20 protein-coding genes and 1 riboswitch are annotated in these 20,585 nt (G+C 72.6%); of the genes, 10 read left to right on the forward strand and 10 right to left on the reverse strand.

Annotation, left to right across the window (positions count from 1 at the left end; genetic code table 11):
- The first annotated feature begins 2 nt into the window (after positions 1-2).
- The 9 genes from AB0D45_RS02995 to AB0D45_RS03035 all read left to right on the forward strand — a co-directional run bounded on the left by AB0D45_RS02995 (position 3) and on the right by AB0D45_RS03035 (position 9,227).
- On the forward strand, positions 3-1,364 hold the full coding sequence (locus AB0D45_RS02995; protein ID WP_007266858.1) for an aspartate aminotransferase family protein: 1,362 nt from the start codon (positions 3-5) through the stop codon (positions 1,362-1,364).
- A 171-nt stretch (positions 1,365-1,535) separates the two neighbouring features.
- Positions 1,536-2,306: an ATP-binding cassette domain-containing protein gene (locus AB0D45_RS03000; protein WP_361597961.1), complete on the forward strand. Its 771-nt coding sequence runs from the start codon at positions 1,536-1,538 to the stop codon at positions 2,304-2,306.
- Positions 2,288-3,382: a hypothetical protein gene (locus AB0D45_RS03005; RefSeq protein WP_362455020.1), complete on the forward strand. Its 1,095-nt coding sequence runs from the start codon at positions 2,288-2,290 to the stop codon at positions 3,380-3,382. Before AB0D45_RS03000 ends, AB0D45_RS03005 begins: the two co-directional genes overlap by 19 nt.
- Before the next feature lie 26 nt (positions 3,383-3,408).
- Positions 3,409-4,500 carry a Rossmann fold nucleotide-binding protein gene (locus AB0D45_RS03010; protein ID WP_362455021.1) on the forward strand — a complete coding sequence of 364 codons (1,092 nt, stop codon included), beginning with the start codon at positions 3,409-3,411 and terminating at the stop codon, positions 4,498-4,500.
- A 116-nt stretch (positions 4,501-4,616) separates the two neighbouring features.
- On the forward strand, positions 4,617-5,522 hold the full coding sequence (locus AB0D45_RS03015) for a hypothetical protein (protein ID WP_362455022.1): 906 nt from the start codon (positions 4,617-4,619) through the stop codon (positions 5,520-5,522).
- An 88-nt stretch (positions 5,523-5,610) separates the two neighbouring features.
- Positions 5,611-6,228: a hypothetical protein gene (locus tag AB0D45_RS03020; RefSeq protein WP_362455023.1), complete on the forward strand. Its 618-nt coding sequence runs from the start codon at positions 5,611-5,613 to the stop codon at positions 6,226-6,228.
- Positions 6,229-6,346: 118 nt separating this feature from the next.
- The gene (locus AB0D45_RS03025) at positions 6,347-6,577 is read left to right on the forward strand and encodes a ferredoxin (protein ID WP_361597976.1); all 231 of its coding nucleotides are present in this window, start codon (positions 6,347-6,349) and stop codon (positions 6,575-6,577) included.
- The gene (locus AB0D45_RS03030) at positions 6,567-7,961 is read left to right on the forward strand and encodes an FAD-dependent oxidoreductase (protein ID WP_362455024.1); all 1,395 of its coding nucleotides are present in this window, start codon (positions 6,567-6,569) and stop codon (positions 7,959-7,961) included. The genes AB0D45_RS03025 and AB0D45_RS03030 overlap by 11 nt, the downstream gene beginning before the upstream one ends.
- 15 nt (positions 7,962-7,976) lie before the next feature.
- Positions 7,977-9,227, forward strand: coding sequence for a cytochrome P450 (locus AB0D45_RS03035; RefSeq protein ID WP_362455025.1), 1,251 nt, complete (start codon positions 7,977-7,979; stop codon positions 9,225-9,227).
- Positions 9,228-9,260: 33 nt separating this feature from the next.
- On the opposite strand, the gene AB0D45_RS03040 is transcribed toward AB0D45_RS03035, so the two are convergent.
- From AB0D45_RS03040 to rpsB, 9 genes are all read right to left on the reverse strand, one after another.
- Complete coding sequence (locus tag AB0D45_RS03040; protein WP_362455026.1) at positions 9,261-10,283, reverse strand: ABC transporter ATP-binding protein; 1,023 nt, start codon at positions 10,281-10,283, stop codon at positions 9,261-9,263.
- Positions 10,283-11,899 (reverse strand): iron ABC transporter permease, encoded by a 1,617-nt coding sequence (locus AB0D45_RS03045; protein ID WP_361597988.1) that lies wholly within the window; start codon positions 11,897-11,899, stop codon positions 10,283-10,285. The genes AB0D45_RS03040 and AB0D45_RS03045 overlap by 1 nt, the downstream gene beginning before the upstream one ends.
- A 53-nt stretch (positions 11,900-11,952) precedes the next feature.
- Positions 11,953-13,053, reverse strand: coding sequence for a thiamine ABC transporter substrate-binding protein (locus tag AB0D45_RS03050; protein ID WP_362455027.1), 1,101 nt, complete (start codon positions 13,051-13,053; stop codon positions 11,953-11,955).
- Between the two features lie 85 nt (positions 13,054-13,138).
- Positions 13,139-13,248, reverse strand: a riboswitch (TPP riboswitch).
- Positions 13,249-13,307: 59 nt separating this feature from the next.
- On the reverse strand, positions 13,308-14,423 hold the full coding sequence (gene rlmN / locus AB0D45_RS03055) for a 23S rRNA (adenine(2503)-C(2))-methyltransferase RlmN (RefSeq protein WP_361597994.1): 1,116 nt from the start codon (positions 14,421-14,423) through the stop codon (positions 13,308-13,310).
- Positions 14,424-14,555: 132 nt separating this feature from the next.
- Positions 14,556-15,632 (reverse strand): phosphatidate cytidylyltransferase, encoded by a 1,077-nt coding sequence (locus AB0D45_RS03060; protein WP_362455028.1) that lies wholly within the window; start codon positions 15,630-15,632, stop codon positions 14,556-14,558.
- Positions 15,632-16,189 (reverse strand): ribosome recycling factor, encoded by a 558-nt coding sequence (gene frr, locus AB0D45_RS03065; RefSeq protein ID WP_361607773.1) that lies wholly within the window; start codon positions 16,187-16,189, stop codon positions 15,632-15,634. Before frr ends, AB0D45_RS03060 begins: the two co-directional genes overlap by 1 nt.
- 91 nt (positions 16,190-16,280) lie before the next feature.
- On the reverse strand, positions 16,281-17,060 hold the full coding sequence (gene pyrH / locus AB0D45_RS03070; protein ID WP_361607770.1) for a UMP kinase: 780 nt from the start codon (positions 17,058-17,060) through the stop codon (positions 16,281-16,283).
- Between the two features lie 162 nt (positions 17,061-17,222).
- On the reverse strand, positions 17,223-18,059 hold the full coding sequence (gene tsf, locus AB0D45_RS03075) for a translation elongation factor Ts (protein ID WP_361607767.1): 837 nt from the start codon (positions 18,057-18,059) through the stop codon (positions 17,223-17,225).
- Between the two features lie 160 nt (positions 18,060-18,219).
- Complete coding sequence (gene rpsB, locus AB0D45_RS03080; RefSeq protein WP_361607764.1) at positions 18,220-19,119, reverse strand: 30S ribosomal protein S2; 900 nt, start codon at positions 19,117-19,119, stop codon at positions 18,220-18,222.
- 254 nt (positions 19,120-19,373) lie between these two features.
- Here rpsB and AB0D45_RS03085 point away from each other — a divergent pair, with 254 nt between their 5' ends.
- Positions 19,374-19,928, forward strand: coding sequence for a M23 family metallopeptidase (locus AB0D45_RS03085; protein WP_362455029.1), 555 nt, complete (start codon positions 19,374-19,376; stop codon positions 19,926-19,928).
- 22 nt (positions 19,929-19,950) lie between these two features.
- Here the strand turns inward: AB0D45_RS03085 and AB0D45_RS03090 are convergent, their stop codons facing one another.
- Positions 19,951-20,508 carry a TetR/AcrR family transcriptional regulator gene (locus AB0D45_RS03090; RefSeq protein WP_362455065.1) on the reverse strand — a complete coding sequence of 186 codons (558 nt, stop codon included), beginning with the start codon at positions 20,506-20,508 and terminating at the stop codon, positions 19,951-19,953.
- Positions 20,509-20,585: the final 77 nt, after the last annotated feature.

Genomic DNA, 20,585 nt, shown 5'->3' on the forward strand with positions numbered 1-20,585 from the left:
CCGTGAGCCAAGACCTCTCCAAGACCGCGTACGACCACCTGTGGATGCACTTCACCCGCATGTCGTCGTACGAGAACGCGCCCGTCCCCACCATCGTGCGGGGTGAAGGCACCTACATCTTCGACGACAAGGGCAAGCGCTACCTGGACGGTCTCGCCGGACTGTTCGTGGTCAACGCCGGTCACGGCCGCAAGGAACTGGCCGAGGTCGCCTACAAGCAGGCCCAGGAGCTCGCGTTCTTCCCCGTGTGGTCGTACGCGCACCCCAAGGCCGTGGAGCTCGCCGAGCGCCTCGCCGACTACGCCCCGGGCGACCTGAACAAGGTCTTCTTCACCACCGGTGGCGGCGAGGCCGTCGAGACCGCCTGGAAGCTCGCCAAGCAGTACTTCAAGCTGCAGGGCAAGCACACCAAGTACAAGGTCATCTCGCGTGCGGTCGCCTACCACGGCACCCCGCAGGGCGCGCTGTCCATCACCGGCCTGCCGGCCCTGAAGGCCCCCTTCGAGCCGCTGGTCCCCGGCGCGCACAAGGTGCCGAACACCAACATCTACCGCGCCCCGATCCACGGCGACGACCCCGAGGCCTTCGGCCGCTGGGCCGCCGACCAGATCGAGCAGCAGATCCTCTTCGAGGGCCCCGACACCGTCGCCGCCGTCTTCCTGGAGCCCGTGCAGAACGCCGGCGGCTGCTTCCCGCCCCCGCCCGGCTACTTCCAGCGGGTCCGCGAGATCTGCGACACCTACGACGTGCTGCTCGTCTCCGACGAGACCATCTGCGCGTTCGGCCGCCTCGGCACGATGTTCGCCTGTGACAAGTTCGGCTACGTGCCGGACATGATCACCTGCGCCAAGGGCATGACCTCGGGCTACTCCCCGATCGGCGCCTGCATCGTCTCCGACCGCATCGCGGAGCCGTTCTACAAGGGCGACAACACCTTCCTGCACGGCTACACCTTCGGCGGACACCCGGTGTCCTCCGCGGTGGCCATCGCCAACCTCGACATCTTCGACAAGGAAGGCCTGAACCAGCACGTGCTGGACCAGGAGGGCAACTTCTTCAACACCCTGAAGAAGCTGCACGACCTTCCGATCGTCGGCGACGTCCGCGGCAACGGCTTCTTCTACGGCATCGAGCTCGTCAAGGACAAGGTCACCAAGGAGTCCTTCACGGACGAGGAGACCGAGCGCGTGCTCTACGGCTTCCTCTCCAAGGCGCTCTTCGACAACGGCCTGTACTGCCGCGCCGACGACCGCGGGGACCCGGTCATCCAGCTGGCCCCGCCGCTGATCGCCGACCAGGGCACCTTCGACGAGATCGAAGGCATCCTGCGCTCGGTGCTCACCGAGGCGTGGACCAAGCTCTAGCCGGCCCCGGCCCCACCGGCCCGCCCACACGGCCCGGATCCTCCGTTCGAGTAGAACGCGGGGGTCCGGGCCGTGTGCTGTCACCATTCAAGACGTTCATCTCTTTACATCTCATTGCGGCGCCAGTGACCGAATGGGCTCCGCTTCGTTCCCCGGACGGAGGTGTACGCCATGGTGGCTCCACCGGACACAGCCCGACCCCCCGACCCTGCCCCGCCGCAGGACGACCTGGTTTGGGCACGGTCCCTGCACTACTCCCACAGCGGTACGCCCGGCCTGATCGGGGTCTCCGCCGGAGTCCGCCAGGGCGAGATCCTCGCCGTGACCGGCCCCCGCGGCAGCGGCAAGAGCACGCTGCTGCGCTGTCTGGCCGGGCAGCTGGTGCCCGAACAGGGCGAGGTCTGGTTCGACGGCGTCCCCGTCCACACCCTGAACGCCTCGGCCCGCGAGCGCCTGCGCCGCGACCGGTTCGCCTGCATCGGGCCGGAACCGCAACTGCTGCCCGAGCTCAAGGTGTGGGAGAACGCCGCCCTGCCCCTGCTGATCCGCGGCGCCTCCCACCGCGCCGCCCGGCGCGCCGCCCGCGCATGGCTGGAGCGCCTCGACATCGACGGCTTCGCCGGCAAGCGCCCCAGCGCCCTGAACCGCGCCGAGTCCCAGCGGGTCGCACTGGCCCGCGCCCTGGTCGCGCAGCCCGCGGTGCTCTTCGCCGACGATCCGACCGCCCCCCTGCACAGCGCCGAGCGCGCGCTGCTGCTGCGTACGCTGACCACGGCCGCCCGCTCGCACGGCATCACCGTCCTGCTGGCCGGCCACGACGAGGAGACCGCGGCCGCCGCCGACCGCACCCTGGAGCTGCTCGACGGCCGCCCGGCCGGCGCCGCGGCCGACGGCTCCCCCGGGACGACGGAGGACCAGGCCGCGTGCTCGCTCTCCGCCTAGTCCGCGGCTCCCGCCCGGTGGTCCAGCTGCGCCGGCTGCTGGTCGCGGCCGCCGCCGCCGGGAGCGGGTTCCTGCTGCTGTACGTCCTGGAGGAGGCGGCCGTCTCCGGACCGGCCGGATCCGCCGCGTCGTCCGCCCGCCTGCTGTGGGCGCTGGTACCGCTCGCCGCCACCGTGCAGCTCGCGGTGGCCGTGGCCCGCACCGACCCGGCGGCGCGGCCCCGCGAGGGGCTCGACGCCGCCGGGCTCGGCCCCGTACGGCTCGCGCTGGTCGCGGCGGTCTCCAGTGCCATCGCGTGCGCCCTGGGCAGCGCCCTGGCCCTCGCCGCCTTCCTCCACCTGCGGGGCGACCTCGCCGGGCTGCCCTTCGACGGCGCCGGTGCCGGGCTGCTGCACGCCGGACGGCCGCTGCCGGTGGCCGCCGCCCTCACGCTGCTGGCCCTGGCCCCGCTGACCGCCGCCGCCGCGACGGCCCTCGCGCTGCGGCCCCGGCCGGCGCACGCCGGACTGGCCCCGCAGACCGGCGTGCCCTGGGGGGTGGGGATCGCTGCCTGCGGGCTCGCCGTCCTGGCGTACTCCCCGCCCACCGGAGCCGCCGTCCCGGCCGGCGGGATGCTGGTCGCGGCCGGACTCGCCCTCGCCGGTCCGGGGCTGGCCTACGCGTGCGGGACCCTGGTGCAGGCCCTGCGGCCCGGGCTGCTGCGGCTGCTGGCCGGGCGCGGCCTCCAGGAGGACGCGCCCCGGCTGGGACGGCCCCTGGGGGTGCTCGCCGCCGTCGGCGCGGCCGCCCTCACCGCCCTCGCCCTGCGCGGCCGGGGCGAGCCCCTCGCCCCGCTGGGGCCGCTGACCGGGCCCGCCGCCGCCCTGGTGGCCCTGTGTGCGGCCGCGACCCTGCTCACCTCCGCGATCGAGTCGCGCCAGGCCCGCTCGCCCGCCCGGGAGGCGCTGGCCGGCCTCGGCACGCCGGGCGCGGTGCTGCGCAGCGCCGTGGTGCTGCGGGCGGCGGCGCTGCTCGGGGCCGCCGCGGCGCTCGGCTGGGGTGTGGCGGAGCTGACGGTGCCGGCGCTGACCCGCTGAGGCGGCCTGCCCTTAGGGTGGGCCGAATGGCCCACGCAGACATCGAGATCGAGACGCTCGCCGAGTTCGACCGGGTCGTCGCCCGGGGCTCGCTGAGCGGCTACCGCGTCCAGTCGCTCAACCTCCTGGAGCGGACCTTCGCGCTGCTGTCCGCGGACACGTCCGCGGCCGTGTTCCTGGGCTGCGCGATGGAGCCCGACGCCTCGGTGAAGGTCCGCGCGGACGGCGCGCTCGTCTTCCCGCCGGTACCGGACCTGCCGTTCAACCCGTACCGGGGTCTGCTCTACACGGCCGAGGAGCTGTTCGCCGGCCTGGACGGGGGCTACGAGGCCACCCCGGACGCGCAGGCCTACGCCTGGTTCCAGGAGACCGGCTCGGACGGCGACGTCTTCTCCTCGATGCTCCGCTCCCTCCACGACGACGCCGTCTCCGACGCCCTCGGCGAACACCTCGCGGGCGCCCGCGTCGTCGGCGTGATGGGCGGCCACGCCATGGTCCGCGGCGCGGCGGACTACCGCGGCGCCGCGGAACTCGGCCGGGCCCTGTCCCGCTCCGGGCTGACGGTCGCCACGGGCGGCGGCCCCGGCGCGATGGAGGCCGCCAACCTCGGCGCCTACCTGGCTCCCGCCCCCGACGAGGCCCTGCCGCAGGCGCTGGAGCTGCTGGCGGAGGTCCCCTCCTTCGCCCCGTCGGTCTCCGACTGGGCGCGCGCGGCCTTCGCCGTGCGCGAGCGCTGGCCCCGGGGCGGCGACTCGGTGGGGATCCCCACCTGGTTCTACGGGCACGAGCCCCCGAACGCCTTCGCGGCGCAGATCGCCAAGTACTTCGCGAACGCCACCCGCGAGGACGGGCTGCTCTCCCGGTGCAACGCGGGCGTGGTGTTCCTGCCGGGCGCGGCCGGCACCGTGCAGGAGGTCTTCGACAACGCGACCCCGAACTACTACCGGTCGCGCTCCGAGCCGACCCCGATGGTCCTGGTCGACCGGGCCCACTGGACCGTGCACCTGCCGGTCTGGCCGCTGCTGCGGGCGCTGGCGCGGGGACGGGAGATGGAGTCCCGGATCGCGCTGGTGGACTCGGTGGACGAGGTCCCCGACGCGCTCGCGGCCATGGCCTGAGCTGCGGCCGGGCAAAGAACCGGTCAACGCATTCCCTTGCGGAGGCAACTTCCGGGCGCGTTCCCGCGTCTGGCAGAGGTACCGCCTTACCTGCCAGACGTTGAACGGAGCCCTCTGTGCTCATAGGCCTGCTGACCGCCGTCGCGGCGTCCATCTGCTACGGGACGGGCTCTGTCCTGCAAGCCGTCGGCTCCCGCCGCGCCGCCCGGACCTCCCCGGCGGCCGCCGGGGTGACCGCCCACGGCGGACCGAACCTGACCTCCACCGCCAAGGCCGCGATGACCTGGGAGTTCATCGTCGGCACCGTCCTGGACTTCGTGGGCTTCGCCCTGGGCGCGCTGGCGGCCCGTCTGCTGCCCCTGTTCCTCTCTCAGACGGTGATCAGCGCCAACCTGGTCATCACGGCCGTGCTCAGTGTGAAGATGCTGGGGATCCGGCTGAGCCGGAAGGAGTGGACCTCGATCGGCGTCGTCTGCGCCGCGCTGGTGCTGCTCGCGACCGCCGCCGGCCACGAGGGCGGCCACCACGCCCCGATGGCCACGCACTGGTGGCTGCTGGCCGTGACCCTGCTGATCATCATCGGCGGCACGGTGGCCGTACGCCTCCTCGGTGCCCGCGCCGCGATCCTGGCGGGCCTGCTGTCGGGGCTCGCCTTCGGCGCGCTGGGCGTGGGCGTGCGCATCCTCGACGGCGTGGACCCCTTCGACCCGGTGACCTTCCTGACGGACCCGGCCCTGTACGCCATCCTGGTGGCCGGCATCGGCGGCATGTACCTGCACACCGTGGCCCTCCAGATCGGCTCGGTGAACGGCGCCACGGCCGCCCTCGTCGTGGGCGAGACCGTGCTGCCGGGCGCGATCGGCGTCCTGTGGCTCGGCGACGCCTCCCGCCCGGGTCTGGCGTGGCTCGCGGTGACCGGCTTCGTCCTGGCGGTCGCGGGCGCCGTCGCGGTGGCCTGGTACGGCAACCACGACGGGGCCGAGGAGCCCGCCGGGGAGCCGGCTTCCGTTCCGGTGGCCTGACACCTCGGGCTCCCGCCCCCGCGCCCGGGTTCACTCCCGTGGGGCCGCCCGGGTGGCGGGGGCCCGGCGGGTGCCGCCTGCTGGAGGCATGGAGTCCACCACCAGGCGGATGCGCACCCCGCGGGCCGCCGGGGCGGCCGGGCTCGTCTTCGCCGTGCTGCTCGCGGCGGCGATCGTCCTGATGCGCATCGCCGTCCCCTCCGGGAGCCCGGCCGACGCCCCCGTCGCCGAGGACGACCGCTGGGCGGTCCGCCTCGCGCTGGAGATCGTCCCCTTCGCCGGGATCTTCTTCCTGTGGTTCATGGGAGCCCTGCGCGAGCACGCGGGCGAGGGCGAGGACCGGTTCGTCTCGACGGTGTTCCTCGGCAGCGGCTGCCTCTTCGTCGCCACCCTGTTCGTCGCGGCCGCCGCGGCCGGGACCGTGCTCCAGGAGCCCGTTCCGCCGTCCGGGTTCGGCCGCCCCTTCGCGTACACCGTGCTGACGACGTACGCGATGCGCATGGCGGCCGTCTTCGTCTTCGTCACCTCGACCATCGGGCACCGGCTCGGCGTCTTCCCCCGTCCGCTGGTCGTGCTGGGCCTCGCCACCGGGCTGGTGCTGCTCGCCCTCGGCTCCGGCGTGCCCTGGGTGGAGCTGGTCTTCCCCTTCTGGGTGCTCGTGGTCAGCCTGCACCTGCTGCGCACCCACCTGCGGCGGCCGGCCTGATGGCCGGGTGGTCCTGGTCCCCTCCGGCGGGCGGCGGCCGGGGCACGCGCGCATGCTGGAGGTCGGGAGGGTGTCGGGGGCCGCGGGGGTCAACAGGTCACGGAAGGGCTGATGCCTCATGAGGCTTGTCGTCGACCTCAACCGGTGCCAGGGCTACGCCCAGTGCGCGTTCCTCGCGCCGGACGTCTTCGCCATGCACGGTGACGAGTCCCTGCTCTACGACCCGCAGCCCGACGAGGAGCACCGCGACGACGTCGTCCGCGCCGTGCACGCCTGCCCCGTCAGGGCCATCCTGCTGGACGCGGTGAACGGGTCCCTGTCGACGGCGGAGGCGCGCGGTGAGCGGTGACGCAGCCCTGGAGCGGCTCAAGCGCGAAGGCCGCATCGTCGTCGTGGGGGCGTCCCTCGCGGGACTGCGGGCCGCCGAGACGATGCGCGAGAAGGGGTTCGCGGGTTCCCTGACGATGATCGGCGACGAACCCCACGAACCGTACGACCGGCCCCCGCTGTCCAAGCAGGTGCTGCTGGGCAGGACGACGCCCGACCGTACGCTGCTGCCGCGCACCCGGGACATCAACGCCAAGTGGCGCCTCGGCGTGCCCGCCACGGGCCTGGACATGGCGGCCGGACGGGTGAGGCTCGCCGACGGCGACGAGGTCGAGTACGACCGGCTCCTCATCGCCACCGGCGTCCGGGCCCGGCGCTGGCCGAACGAGGAGGAAGCCGCCCTGGAGGGCGTCCTCACCCTGCGCACCCGGGACGACGGGCTCGCCCTGGAGCGCCGGCTCGCCGCCGGTCCGCGCCGGGTGCTGGTCATCGGCGCCGGGTTCACCGGCTCCGAGATCGCCTCCGCCTGCCGCGAGCGCGGCCTGGAGGTCACCGTCGCCGAGCGCGGCGCCGCACCGCTGGTGGGCGCGCTGGGCGGGGTGATCGGCGAGGTCGCGGCGGAGATGCACCGCGAGCACGGCGTCGACCTGCGGACCGGGATCATGGTGACCGCCCTGGAGGGCGACTCCTCCGGGCAGGTGCGCGCAGCCCACCTGTCGGACGGCACCGTCCTGGAGACGGACACCGTGATCGTCGGCCTCGGCGCGCAGCGCAACACGGAGTGGCTCGCCGGGTCAGGGCTTGGCGCGGGGCCCCGGGGCATCGCCTGCGACGCGGGCTGCCGGGCCTTCGACATCCGCGGCATCGTCACCGACGACATCTACGTGGCGGGTGACGTGGCCCGTTCCCCGCACGCCCTGTTCGGATACCAGTTCCTGTCGCTGGAGCACTGGGGCAACGCCGTGGAGCAGGCCCGCACGGCCGCGCACAACATGCTGAGCGAGAGCTCCGACCGGCGCCCGCACCTGTGGGTCCCGGCCTTCTGGTCCTCCCAGTTCGGCGTGAACATCAAGTCGGTCGGGGTGCCCTCGATGGGCACCGAGATCCTCTTCACCCAGGGGTCGCGCGCCGAGCGCCGCTTCGCCGCGGTCTACGGCTACCAGGGGCGCGTCATCGGCGCCGTCACCTTCGACAACTGCCGCTGGCTGCCCTTCTACCAGGAGCAGATCGAGCGGACCGCGCCGTTCCCGCCGCCGTTCGCGACGGTCGACCGCAGGCCCGAGGGCAACAAGCCGGTCCCGGCCGACTTCCCCGACCCGTCGGTGCCCACGCACGGCCCGACCATCACCCTCAGCGGCTACTCACCGGCCGACCGGAGGATCACCTTCAACCCGGCGCGCCCCTGAGCACGAGGACCCCAGATGACTCAAGAACTCCTGCGGCAGATCATCGACTACTCCAGCCGGGCCAATCCGTACCCGCTGTACGAGGAACTCCGCAAGACGCCCGTCTCGCACGACGGGAGCGGGCCCTACGTGGTCAGCGGCTACTACGAGATCCGGAGCCTGCTGCACGACCCGCGGATCAGTTCCGACGCGCGGAACCTGAAGTCGGCGGACGGTGACCCGCTGGCCGATCCGGAGCAGGAGGAGGAGGCGGTGCTGCCCCCGGCCTTCCTGCGGCTCGACCCGCCCGAGCACGACCGGCTGCGCCGGATGACCAACCGGCCCTTCGGCCCTCCGCACTCCCCGCACCGCGTGCACGACATGCGCGGGGAGCTGGGCGGCATCGTCAAGGGGCTGATCGACGGCATCGCGGAGTCCGGCCACCTGGACCGGATCGACCTGGTCGAGCAGTTCTCGTACCCGTTCCCGGTGACCGTCATCTGCCGGCTGCTGGGCGTGCCCCCCGAGGACGAGGCCAGGTTCCACGTGTGGGCCGACACCCTCGCCGCCAGCCTCGACCCCGATCCGGACGCCCCCGACCCCAAGGGCCGGGCCAAGAAGTCCAAGGACGCCCGCATGGAGCTCGGCATGTACCTGGCCGGGCTGATCGAGGAGCGCCGCAAGCACCCCACCGGCGACATGCTCTCGGAGCTGGCCACGGCGCAGGGCCCGGACGGCGCCATGACCACCATGGAGCTGCTGAGCACCTCGGCGCTGCTGCTGATCGCCGGGCACGAGACCACGGTCAACCTCATCACCAACGGCATGCTGACCCTGCTGCGCCACCCCGAGGTGCTCGAACGGCTGCGCGCGGACCCGGCGCTGGCGGTGCCGATCGTCGAGGAGCTGCTGCGCTACGAGCCGCCGGTCCAGCTGGTCCCGCAGCGCACCGCCCTCGCGGACATCGAGATCGGCGGTGTGACCATCCCGCAGGGGGCGTCCATCTGGCTGGTGCTGGCCTCGGGCAACCGCGACCCCAAGCGGTTCCCGGATCCGGACCGGTTCGACCCGGACCGGGAGGACGTCCAGCACCTGGGCCTGGGCAGCGGGATCCACAGCTGTTTCGGGGCGCCGCTGGCCCGGCTGGAGGCCGCACTGGCCCTGAGCGAGCTGGCCCGCCGGCTGGAGAACCCGCGGCTGCTGGAGGACCCGCCCCCGTACCGGCAGAACGCGGTCCTGCGCGGCCCGCGCCACCTGCCGATCGCCTGCGACGGCATCCGGGCCTGACGGGTCTGCTCCGGTCCGGCGTCGGGTACCGGGTCAGGACGACGGGAGGACGACCACCTCGGACGGTCCGAAGGCCACCGCGACCCGGTCCCCCACGGCCGGCGCGGCGGCCAGCTCGCACTCGGCCTCCAGCACCGGCCCCGACTCGGGCAGCAGCCGCAGGGCCACGTGGGTGCCGCGGAAGGTCCGGGACTCCACCCGGCAGTTCAGCCCGGCCGCGCACAGCACCACGCCGGCCGGGCGGACCAGCAGCCGCCGCTCCCCGTCGGGCGTGCCGGCCGGGACCGGGATCCTGCCCCAGGCGGTGGCGGCGACGCCCTGGACCACCGTCCCCGGGACCACGTTCTCGAAGCCGAGGAACCGGGCCACGAACTCGGACGCGGGCCGCTGCCACACCTCCAGCGGGGTACCGGCCTGCGCGATGCGCCCGTCCCGCATCACCACCACCCGGTCGGCCAGCGCGAAGGCCTCGCCCTGGTCGTGGGTGACGGCCAGGACGGTGGTGCCCAGGCGGGAGAACAGCCCCTGCAACTCGACCACCAGCCGCTCGCGCAGCCCCCGGTCCAGCTGGCCGAGCGGCTCGTCCAGCATCAGCAGCCGGGGCGAGGGGGCCAGGGCCCGGGCCAGGGCCACCCGCTGCTGCTCGCCGCCCGAGAGGGAGGCGACCGCCCGGCGCTGGGCGCCCGGGAGCCCGACCAGCTCGAGCAGCTGCGCGACCTGGGCCCCGTACGATCCGCCGGCCGGGCCCCGCATGCGGAGTCCGAAGGCGACGTTCCCGCCGACGTCCCGGTGCGGGAACAGCTGGTGGTCCTGGAACATCAGGCCCACTCCGCGCCGGTGCACCGGCACCCCGGCCTGGTCGGCGCCGCCGAGCAGCACCCGCCCCCCGGACACCGGCTGGAGCCCGGCCACCACCCGCAGCAGGGTGGACTTCCCGCTGCCGCTGGGCCCGAGCACGCACACGGTCTCGTGCTCGGCGACCTCCAGGTCGACCGTGTCGACGACCGCCCGGTCACCGAAACGGACCGAGACCCCTTCGAGCCGGAGCAGGGTCATCAGAACTCTCCCGAGGTCTTGTCGGGTCGCAGTCGCTCCAGCACCAGCAGGGACACCGCGCACACCAGCATCAGAATCGTGCTCAGGGCCATGGCCTGCCCGTAGTTCATCTCCCCGGCCCGACCCAGCAGCCGCGCGACGGCCACCGGCAGCGTCGGGCGGTCCGGCCGGGCGATGAAGACGGTTGCGCCGAACTCCCCCAGCGAGACCGCGAAGGCGAAGCCGGCCGCGATCAGCAGCGCCCGCCTCACCAGCGGCAGGTCCACCTCCCGCCAGGCCCGCAGCGGCGAGGCCCCGAGCACGGCCGCGGCCTCCCGCAGCCGGACGTCGACGGCCCGCAGCACCGGCAGCATGGTCCGTACGACGAACGGCACCCCGACCAGCGCCTGAGCCAGCGGCACCAGGATCCACGAGGTCCTGAGGTCCAGCGGCGGCTCGTCCAGGGTGATCAGGAACCCGAAGCCCACCGTCACCGCCGACACCCCGAGCGGCAGCATCAGCAGCGCGTCGAAGCCCCGTACGAAGCGTCCTCCGCGCCGGGTCAGGGCGGCGGCCGCGAGCCCGCCGACGGCCAGGGCGACGGCGGTGGCGGCGAGCGCGTACCGGAGGGAGTTCCAGACGGCCTCCAGCGGCGGCACCAGAAACGTTCCGCCGCCGGCGCCCGTCTCCTGCAGCGCCCGGTAGAAGCCGAATCCGTAGCCGCCGGGCGCGTCGAAGGACCGCTCCACGAGCACGGCCAGCGGCGCCACGATCAGCAGCACCACCGACAGCAGCACCCCGCCGAGCAGGGCGCGCTGCGCCCGGCCGTGCGGCGGGCGCGCGGTGCGGGCCGGATCCACGAGCCGCAGCGCGGTCTCCCGGCGGCGCACGGTCCGGGCGTGGACGGCGAGGACGCCGGCGATGGCCGCGAACTGGACCATCGTCAGCACGGCGGCCGTCGGCAGGTCCAGCAGCTGCGCCGTCTGCCGGTAGACCTCCACCTCCAGGGTGGAGTACGAGGGGCCGCCCAGGATCTGCACGACGCCGAAGGAGCTGAAGGTGAACAGGAACACCATCAGCGAGGCGGCGGCCACCGCCGGCGCGAGCGCGGGCAGCGTCACCCGCCGCCATGCCGCGAACCGCCCGGCGCCCAGCACCCGGGCGGCCTCCTCCTGGCGCGGGTCCAGCTGGGCCCACAGCCCGCCGACCGTCCGTACGACGACGGCGTAGTTGAAGAAGACGTGGGCGAGCAGGATCGCCCAGACGGTGGTGTCCAGCCGGACGCCCCACAGCTCGTCGAGCAGCCCGCCCCGGCCGGCCAGCGCCAGGAAGGCGCTGCCGACGACCACCGTCGGGAGCACGAACGGGACGGTGACCAGGGCCCGCAGCAGCTGCTTGCCCGGGAACTCCAGACGGGCGAAGACGTAGGCGCCGGGCAGCGCCAGCAGCAGGGTGAGGGCGGTCGAGGCGAGCGCCTGCCAGGTGGTGAACCACAGCACGCCGGCGATGTCGGGCCGGGCGAGGACCTCGCCGATCCGGCCGAACTGCCAGCCCTCGGCGGTCTTGAGCCCGCGGCCGACGATCGCGGCGACGGGATAGGCGAAGAACAGCCCGAAGAAGGCGAGCGGCACGGCCATCAGAGCGAGTCTGACGGCCGTGGCGCGCCCGCCTTCCCGGTGGCGCTCGCGTCCTACTTCACGACGAGCGAGGACCACGTCTTGACCCACTGCTCACGGTTCTTGGCGATGGCGTCGGGGGCGACCGTCTCCGGCTTCTCGACGACGACGCCGTGCTTCGTGAACAGGTCCGGCAGCTTCGCGTCCTTGAGCACCGGGTTCACGAACATCTGGAGCGGCATGTCCTCCTGGAACTTCTTGCTCACCAGGAAGTCGACGAGGGCCTTGCCGCCCTCCTCGTTCTTCGCGCCCTTCAGCAGGCCCGCGAACTCGACCTGGCGGAAGCAGGTGCCGGTGGCCACGCCCGTGGGGGCCTCGGCCGGCTGCGGCTCGGCGTAGAGGACCTCGACCGGCGGGCTGGAGGCGTAGGAGACGACCAGCGGGCGGTCCCCCTTGGCCTTCTTGCCGCCGGCGGAGCCGGAGAAGCGCTCGTTGTAGGCCTGCTCCCAGCCGTCGACGACCTCGACGCCGTTGGCCTTGAGCTTGCTCCAGTAGTCCTTCCAGCCCTCCTCGCCGTACTTGCCGACGGAGGCGAGGAGGAAGCCGAGGCCGGGCGAGGAGGTCGCGGCGTTCTCGGTGACCAGCAGGTTCTTGTACTCCGGCTTGACCAGGTCGTCCAGCGTCTGCGGCGGGGCGATCTTCTTGTCGGCGAAGTAGGCCTTGTCGTAGTTGACGCAGATGTCGCCGGAGTCGACCGGGGTGACCCGGTGCTGCTGGTCGAGGACGAACTCCGGCTTCACGCCGTCCAGGCCCTTGGCCTGGTAGGGGGTGAAGATCCCGTTGTCGAGGGCGCGCGAGAGCAGCGTGTTGTCGACGCCGAAGAAGACGTCGCCGCGCGGGGAGCCCTTGGTGAGGATCTCCTGGTTGAGGGCCGCGCCCGCGTCCCCGGACTTCAGGACCTTGACGGTGTAGCCGCTCTGCTGCTCGAACTCCTTGAGGACCGTGTCGGTCACGTTGAAGGAGTCGTGGGAGACGAGGGTGACCGTCTTGGACTTCGGCGCGTCGCTCGCGCCCGCGGCCCCGTCCTCGGCGCCGGAGCCGCCGCAGGCACTGAGGGTGGTGACGCCGAGCGCGGCCGCGAGCGTCGCGCCCGCGATCTTCCTGGTGGTGCTCACTGGTGAATTCCTCCTGGGATGACCAGGAGAAGACGCGGCCCCGCCCGGCGCTCTGTGCGAGCGGACGCCGGGCAGGGCGCAACAGCTTGAGTGGTGACCGAACTTCCTACCCCGAATGACCGGGGCGAGGTTCAGAGGGTCTGCGGATGACGGATACCGCACTCTCAGCGCTGTGGCGCTCCCCTGTCGGAATATGCAATTGGTTCGGCCACAGGGTACCCCGCGGCCGAATCAGGCCCACCGGCGACCGGAATCTAGCGTTCCGAGGCGGCGAGCTGGCCGCAGGCGCCGTCGATCTCCTGGCCGCGGGTGTCGCGTACGGTCACGGGCACGCCGTGCCGGGCGATCGCCTCGACGAAGGCCTTCTCGTCCTCGGGCCGCGAGGCGGTCCACTTCGAGCCGGGCGTCGGGTTCAGCGGGATCAGGTTGACGTGTACGCGCTTGCCCTTGAGCAGGCGCCCGAGCAGGTCGCCGCGCCAGGCCTGGTCGTTGATGTCGCGGATCAGGGCGTACTCGATGGAGATCCGGCGCCCGGACTTCTCCGCGTACTCCCAGGCCGCGTCGAGGACCTCGCGGACCTTCCAGCGGGTGTTCACGGGGACGAGGGTGTCGCGCAGCTCGTCGTCCGGGGCGTGCAGGGAGACCGCGAGGCGGCACTTGAAGCCCTCGTCGGCGAAGCGCAGCATGGCCGGGACCAGGCCGACGGTGGAGACGGTGATGCCGCGCTGCGACAGGCCCAGGCCGTCGGGCTCCGGGTCGGTGAGGCGGCGGATGGCGCCGACGACGCGCTTGTAGTTGGCGAGCGGCTCGCCCATGCCCATGAAGACGATGTTGGACAGGCGGGCCGGGCCGCCGGGGACCTCGCCGTCGCGCAGGGCGCGCATGCCGTCGACGATCTGGTGCACGATCTCGGCGGTGGAGAGGTTGCGGTCGAGGCCGGCCTGGCCGGTGGCGCAGAAGGGGCAGTTCATGCCGCAGCCGGCCTGGGAGGAGATGCACATCGTCACGCGGTCGGGGTAGCGCATCAGCACCGACTCCACGAGCGTGCCGTCGTGCAGCTTCCACAGGGTCTTGCGGGTGGTGTCGTCGTCGCACGAGATGTGCCGGACGACGTTCATCAGCTCGGGCAGCAGCTCCTGCTGGAGCTTCTCCCGCGAGCCCGCCGGGATGTCGGTCCACTCGGCCGGGTCGTGCGCGTAGCGGGCGAAGTAGTGCTGGGAGAGCTGCTTGGCCCGGAACGGCTTCTCGCCGATCGCGGCGACCGCCTCGCGGCGCTCGGCCGGGGTCATGTCGGCCAGGTGCCGGGGCGGCTTCTTCGCTCCGCGGGGCGCGACGAAGGTGAGCTCACCCGGGACGGGACGGGGGGCCATGCTGTACTCCTCAGTGCGACGGGGTGGGGGTCACCCCGCGCGTGCAGGGCCGGTCCGCGGCGCGGCCGCTGGACGGAAAAGGCGCGCCGCGTACACGCGGCGCGCCCTCCAGGATAACCCGGCCCGGGCCGGTCAGCCCGTGCCGACGAACGCCGCCAGCAGCAGCCACACCACCGGGGCGGTCGGCAGCAGCGAGTCCAGCCGGTCCATGATGCCCCCGTGGCCGGGGAGCAGCGTGCCCATGTCCTTGATGCCCAGGTCACGCTTGATCATCGACTCGCCGAGGTCGCCCAGGGTGGCGCTGACCGCGACCGCGAGGCCCAGCAGCAGGCCCTGCCACCAGGAGCCCCCGTCAATCAGGAACTCCATGCACAGGGCGCCGGCCGCCATGGCGAAGGCCACCGCTCCCACGAGCCCCTCGCGGGTCTTGCCGGGGCTGATGCGCGGCGCGAGCTTGGTCTTGCCGAAGCGCCAGCCCACCGCGTACGCGCCGGTGTCGCTGACCACCGTCAGGACCAGGAAGGTCACCACCCGCTGCGGACCGTCGTCGGGGGTGAGCAGCATCGCGACGAAGGTGGCCAGGAAGGGCACGTAGAACGCGGCGAAGACGCCCGCGGTGACGTCCTTGAGGTAGTCCTCGGGCGGTTCCGTCATCCGCCACACCAGGACGGCCAGCGCCGTGAGCGCCATGGCCACCCAGGCGCCCTCGGCCCCGCGCACGTAGCCCGCGATGATCATCGCCGCGCCGCCGACCGCGAGCGGGACCAGCGGCGCCTTGATGCCCTTCTTCTCCTGGAGCCGGGAGGTGAGCTCCCACAGGCCGACGACGACCGCGACGACGATCACGCCGACGAAGACGGCCTTGACGATGAACAGCGACGCGAAGATCACCGCGCCGAGGCCGACGCCGACCCCTATGGCGGCACGCAGGTCCCGCCCCGCGCGCTTCTTCTGCGGCGGGGGCGAGGCGTCGTGCGGGGCCGGTGAAGGCGGAGGCGGGGGGCTGGGCATGGGCTCCTGCAACGGCGTCTCGGCGCGGAACGGGGGGCCGCCCACGAAGGCGGCCCCCCGATCGCGTGCTTCCCGGTCGTCGAAGGCACGGCCGGCGGCATCGGGCACGATGGGCATGGGCGCAGTGTGCGGGCCCACCAGCGCATCGTATGCGGGACCCGCCGGAACCGGCTCCGCGGCCCAGGGAGAGTCGTTCATCAGACCTCGAGGAGCTCGGCTTCCTTGTGCTTGAGCAGCTCGTCCACCTGCGCGACGTACTTCGCGGTGGTGTCGTCGAGCTCCTTCTCGGCGCGGCGCACCTCGTCCTCGCCGGCCTCCTTGTCCTTGACCAGCTTGTCGAGGGCGTCCTTCGCCTTGCGGCGGACGGCGCGGATGGAAACCTTGGAGTCCTCGGCCTTGGTGCGCGCGACCTTGATGTACTCCTTGCGGCGGTCCTGCGTCAGCTCGGGGAAGGTCACCCGGATGATGCGGCCGTCGTTGCTCGGGTTGACACCGAGGTCGGAGTCGCGGATGGCCTGCTCGATGTTGCGCAGCGCCGACGCGTCGAACGGCGTCACGATCGCCATGCGCGGCTCGGGCACCGCGAAGGAGGCCAGCTGGTTGATGGGCGTGATGGCACCGTAGTACTCCGCCACGATCTTGTTGAACATCGCCGGGTGCGCACGGCCCGTGCGAATCGCGGCGAAGTCGTCCTTGGCGACGTTGACGGCCTTCTCCATCTTCTCCTCGGCCTCGAGGAGGGTTTCTTCGATCACCACGTGCTCCTGCATGTCAGATGTGGATGGTTCAGGCGGGCGGGCCGGCCGGGCGCCCGGACCGGGCCCCCGGGGCCCGGCGGCGGACCGCTCAGGCCCGGGTGCCCTGGTCGCTCACGAGCGTGCCGATCTTCTCACCCTTGACGGCGCGGGCGATATTGCCCTCGGCGAGCAGTTCGAAGACCAGGATCGGCAGCTTGTTGTCGCGGCACAGCGTGATGGCCGTGGCGTCGGCGACCTTGAGGTCCCGGGACAGCACCTCGCTGTACTCCAGCGCGTCGAACTTCACCGCGTCCGGGTTGGTCTTCGGGTCGGAGTCGTAGACCCCGTCGACGCCGTTCTTGCCCATGAGGAGGGCCTCGGCGTCGATTTCCAGGGCGCGCTGGGCGGCCGTGGTGTCGGTGGAGAAGTACGGCATGCCCATGCCGGCGCCGAAGATCACGACGCGGCCCTTCTCCAGGTGGCGCACGGCGCGCAGCGGGATGTACGGCTCCGCGACCTGGCCCATGGTGATGGCGGTCTGGACACGGCTGTCGATGCCCTCCTTCTCCAGGAAGTCCTGGAGGGCGAGGCAGTTCATGACGGTGCCGAGCATGCCCATGTAGTCGGACCGCGCCCGGTCCATGCCGCGCTGCTGGAGCTCGGCGCCGCGGAAGAAGTTGCCGCCGCCGATGACGATCGCGATCTCGGCGCCGTCGCGGACCACGGCCGCGATCTCGCGGGCGATGGCGTGCACGACGTCGGGGTCGACACCCAGTCCGCCGCCGCCGGAGAAGGCTTCGCCGGACAGCTTCAGCATGAAGCGGCGGCCCTTCTTGCCGTGGTCGCTCTTGTCGTCGGATGCGGTGTGGGGGTCAACGCCCTGATTCATGGAGATCTCCTCGTGCACATACGAAGAAGGCCATTGCCGGTGGGTCCTCGCGGTTCCCTCTGCGGCAATGGCCTCCTCGTCAGATCTGCGGTCGCCTCGCGCGGGCGCGGACGACTGCTTCAGACCCTATAGGGGTCCGGTGTCCGTCGCGTACGGACGGACTCAGATGCCGACCTTGATGCGGGTGAAGCGCTTCAGGGTGACACCGGCCTCGTCCAGAACCTTCTGGACGGACTTCTTGTTGTCCAGCGCGTACGGCTGGCCGAGGAGCGTGACGTCCTTGAAGAAGCCGTTGACGCGACCCTCGACGATCTTGGAGATCGCGGCCTCGGGCTTGCCCTCGGCGCGGGTGACCTCTTCGGCGACGCGGCGCTCGGACTCGACGACCTCGGCCGGAACGTCCTCGGCGGTCAGGTACTTCGGCGCGAAGGCGGCGATGTGCTGGGCGATGCCCTTGGCCAGGTCGGCGTCGGCCTTGTCCAGCTCGACCAGGACACCGATCTGCGGGGGCAGGTCGGGCATGGTGCGGTGCATGTAGGAGGCGACGAAGGCACCGTCGTACTGGGCGAAGCGGTCCAGGACGATCTTCTCGCCGAGGTTGGCGTTGGCCTCGTCCACGAACGCCTGGACGGTCTTGCCGGCCTCGATCTCGGACGCCAGCAGCGCCTCGATGTCCGCCGGGCTGGTCGCGGCCACGTGGGCGGCGAGCTGGTCGGCGACGGCCAGGAACTTCGGGCTCTTGGCGACGAAGTCGGTCTCGCACTTGAGCTCGAGCAGCACGCCGGAGGTGGCGTCCTCGGCGATCAGGGAGGTGACGGCACCGTTCTCGGCGGAACGGCCCTCGCGCTTGGCGACACCCTTCAGGCCCTTGACGCGCAGGATCTCGTTGGCCTTGGTGACGTCGCCGTCGGCCTCCACGAGCGCGTTCTTGCAGTCCAGCATGCCGGCGCCGGTGAGCTCGCGGAGCTTCTTGACGTCAGCGGCGGTGTAGTTCGCCATGAGTCTGTGATTCTCTCTCGAAGTCGTAGATCTACGGCCTGGGGGCCCCTCCCAGCGGTAGCTGGGCGAGGCGGAGGAGCGCGCTCGTGGCGCGGCTCCCCCGCCGTCATCGTCCGTGCTGCGAGTGCCCGGCGCGTGAACGCCGGGCACTCTCAGGGGGTCAGGCCTGCTCGGCGTCGGCGGCCGGAGCCTCGGCGGCCGGGGCCTCGGCCTCGGCGGCCTCGGCGGCCGGAGCCTCAGCGGCCGGAGCCTCGGCCGCGGGGGCCTCGGCGTCAGCCTTCTTCTCGCCCTCGAGCAGGTCGCGCTCCCACTCGGCGAGCGGCTCGGCGGCGGCCTTCTCGCCCGGCTTCGAGTCGCCGGTCGCAGCGCCGGAGCGGGCGATGAGACCCTCGGCGACGGCGTCGGCGATCACGCGGGTGAGCAGGGTGACGGAGCGGATCGCGTCGTCGTTGCCCGGGATCTTGTAGTCGACCTCGTCGGGGTCGCAGTTGGTGTCGAGGATCGCGACGACCGGGATGTGGAGCTTGCGCGCCTCACCGACGGCGATGTGCTCCTTCTTGGTGTCGACGATCCAGACGGCGCTGGGGACCTTCGACATCTCGCGGATACCACCGAGGGTCTTCTCCAGCTTGGTCTTCTCGCGGGAGAGGACCAGGAGCTCCTTCTTGGTGAGACCCGAGGCGGCGACGTCCTCGAAGTCGATCGCCTCAAGCTCCTTCAGACGCTGGAGGCGCTTGTAGACGGTGGAGAAGTTGGTGAGCATGCCACCGAGCCAACGCTGGTTGACGTACGGCATGCCGACGCGGGTCGCCTGCTCGGCGATGGCCTCCTGCGCCTGCTTCTTGGTACCGACGAACATGATGGAGCCACCGTGCGCGACGGTCTCCTTCACGAACTCGTAGGCGCGGTCGATGTACGACAGCGACTGGAGCAGGTCGATGATGTAGATGCCGTTGCGCTCGGTGAAGATGAAGCGCTTCATCTTCGGGTTCCAGCGACGGGTCTGGTGACCGAAGTGGACGCCGCTCTCCAGCAGCTCCCGCATCGTTACGACGGCCATGGCCATCTCCTTGGTTTTCTCGGTTTTGGTTCCTGACGCCCCACCGCGCCCTGCCCCTGGAGGGACCGAGAGACGCTGTCGCCTGACCGGCTGGACCGGTCGGCGCTGGGGCGTGCGAAGTCGACCCGGTGACCCGGATCGCCACAAGAAGTGTACGGGACCCGGCGGTATGCCGGGTGACGCCGTTGTCCACACCGCTCCGGCCGTCCACAGGCGCGAACGGGGCGCCCCACCCGCGCGGGATCCTGCGACGCATGACGAAGCTGCTGCTCATCCTGCTGCTGGCGCTGCCCCAGCCCCTGCCCGTGCCGCCGTCCCCGCCGGGGTCCGCGGCGCCGGACCCCGGCTCCGCCGCGCCGGCCGGGCCGGTGCACGGGGTGCGCGCGGTGCGCGGGGTGCGGGGAGTGCGCCCCCTGCCCGCGCCGCTGTCGGTGGTGCGCTGGTGGGACCCGCCGCCGACCCCGTACGCGGCCGGGCACCGCGGGGTGGACCTGTCGGCGCCCGCCGGTACGCGGGTACGGGCCGCCGGGCCGGGGCGGGTGCACTACGCCGGGCAGGTCGCCGGCCGGGGAGTGCTCTCGCTGACCCTCCCGGGCGGCCTGCGGACGACGTACGAGCCGGTGCGGGCACTGGTCGCGCAGGGGGAGGCCGTGGAGGCGGGCCAGGTGGTGGCGGTGCTCACCGAGGGCTCCCACTGCGCGACGCCCTGCCTGCACTGGGGGCTCCTGGAGGGCGAGAACGCCTACCTCGACCCGCTGGCCCTGCTTCCCCGGCCCACGCCCCGGCTGCTGCCGGCCGCCGCGCCGTGAAGCGCCGCGACGCCGGGTCCGGTCAGGGGGTGACGCCGCGCAGGGCCATGGAGACGGCCGTCTCGGTGATCACGGCGGGGTCCTCGGCGGCGCCGAGCTCGATGCGCCGGGCCGCGGCGTCCACCACGCCCTGGAGCAGCATCGCGGCCAGCCGCGGCTCCGGCAGCCCGAGGGCGCCCAGAGCCTCGACGATCATCGCCACCAGACCGCCGTGCGCGGCGCGGATCTTCTCCCGAGCGCCCGCGTCCAGCTCTCCGGCGGAGATCGCGACCACCGCGCGGTGGCGCCGGTCCCCCACCAGCACCAGCTGGGTGCGGACGTACGCCTCGATCTTCGCCTCCGGCGTGGCCGCCCGTTCCATCGCCGCCTCGATCTCGGCGGCCCAGACGGGGAAGTCCACCGCGCACAGCTCTTCGACGACGGCCGCGCGCGACCGGAAGTACTCGTACACGGACGACCGGGCGAGCCCGGTCCGCTCCGCGAGGGCGGGGAAGGTCAGGGCCTCGGTCCCGCCTTCGGACAACAGGGAACGGGCGGCGTCCAACAGGGCGCCGCGCTGCATCGACCGGTGCTCGGCCACGGAGGCCGCTCGAATCCTGGGCACGTCACCACTGTACGGAGGTGGCGCAAGGGGGGCGGCGCCGCTGCGGCCGCCGC

It is taken from the genome of Streptomyces sp. NPDC048352, assembly GCF_040651895.1.
Taxonomy (GTDB): domain Bacteria; phylum Actinomycetota; class Actinomycetes; order Streptomycetales; family Streptomycetaceae; genus Streptomyces.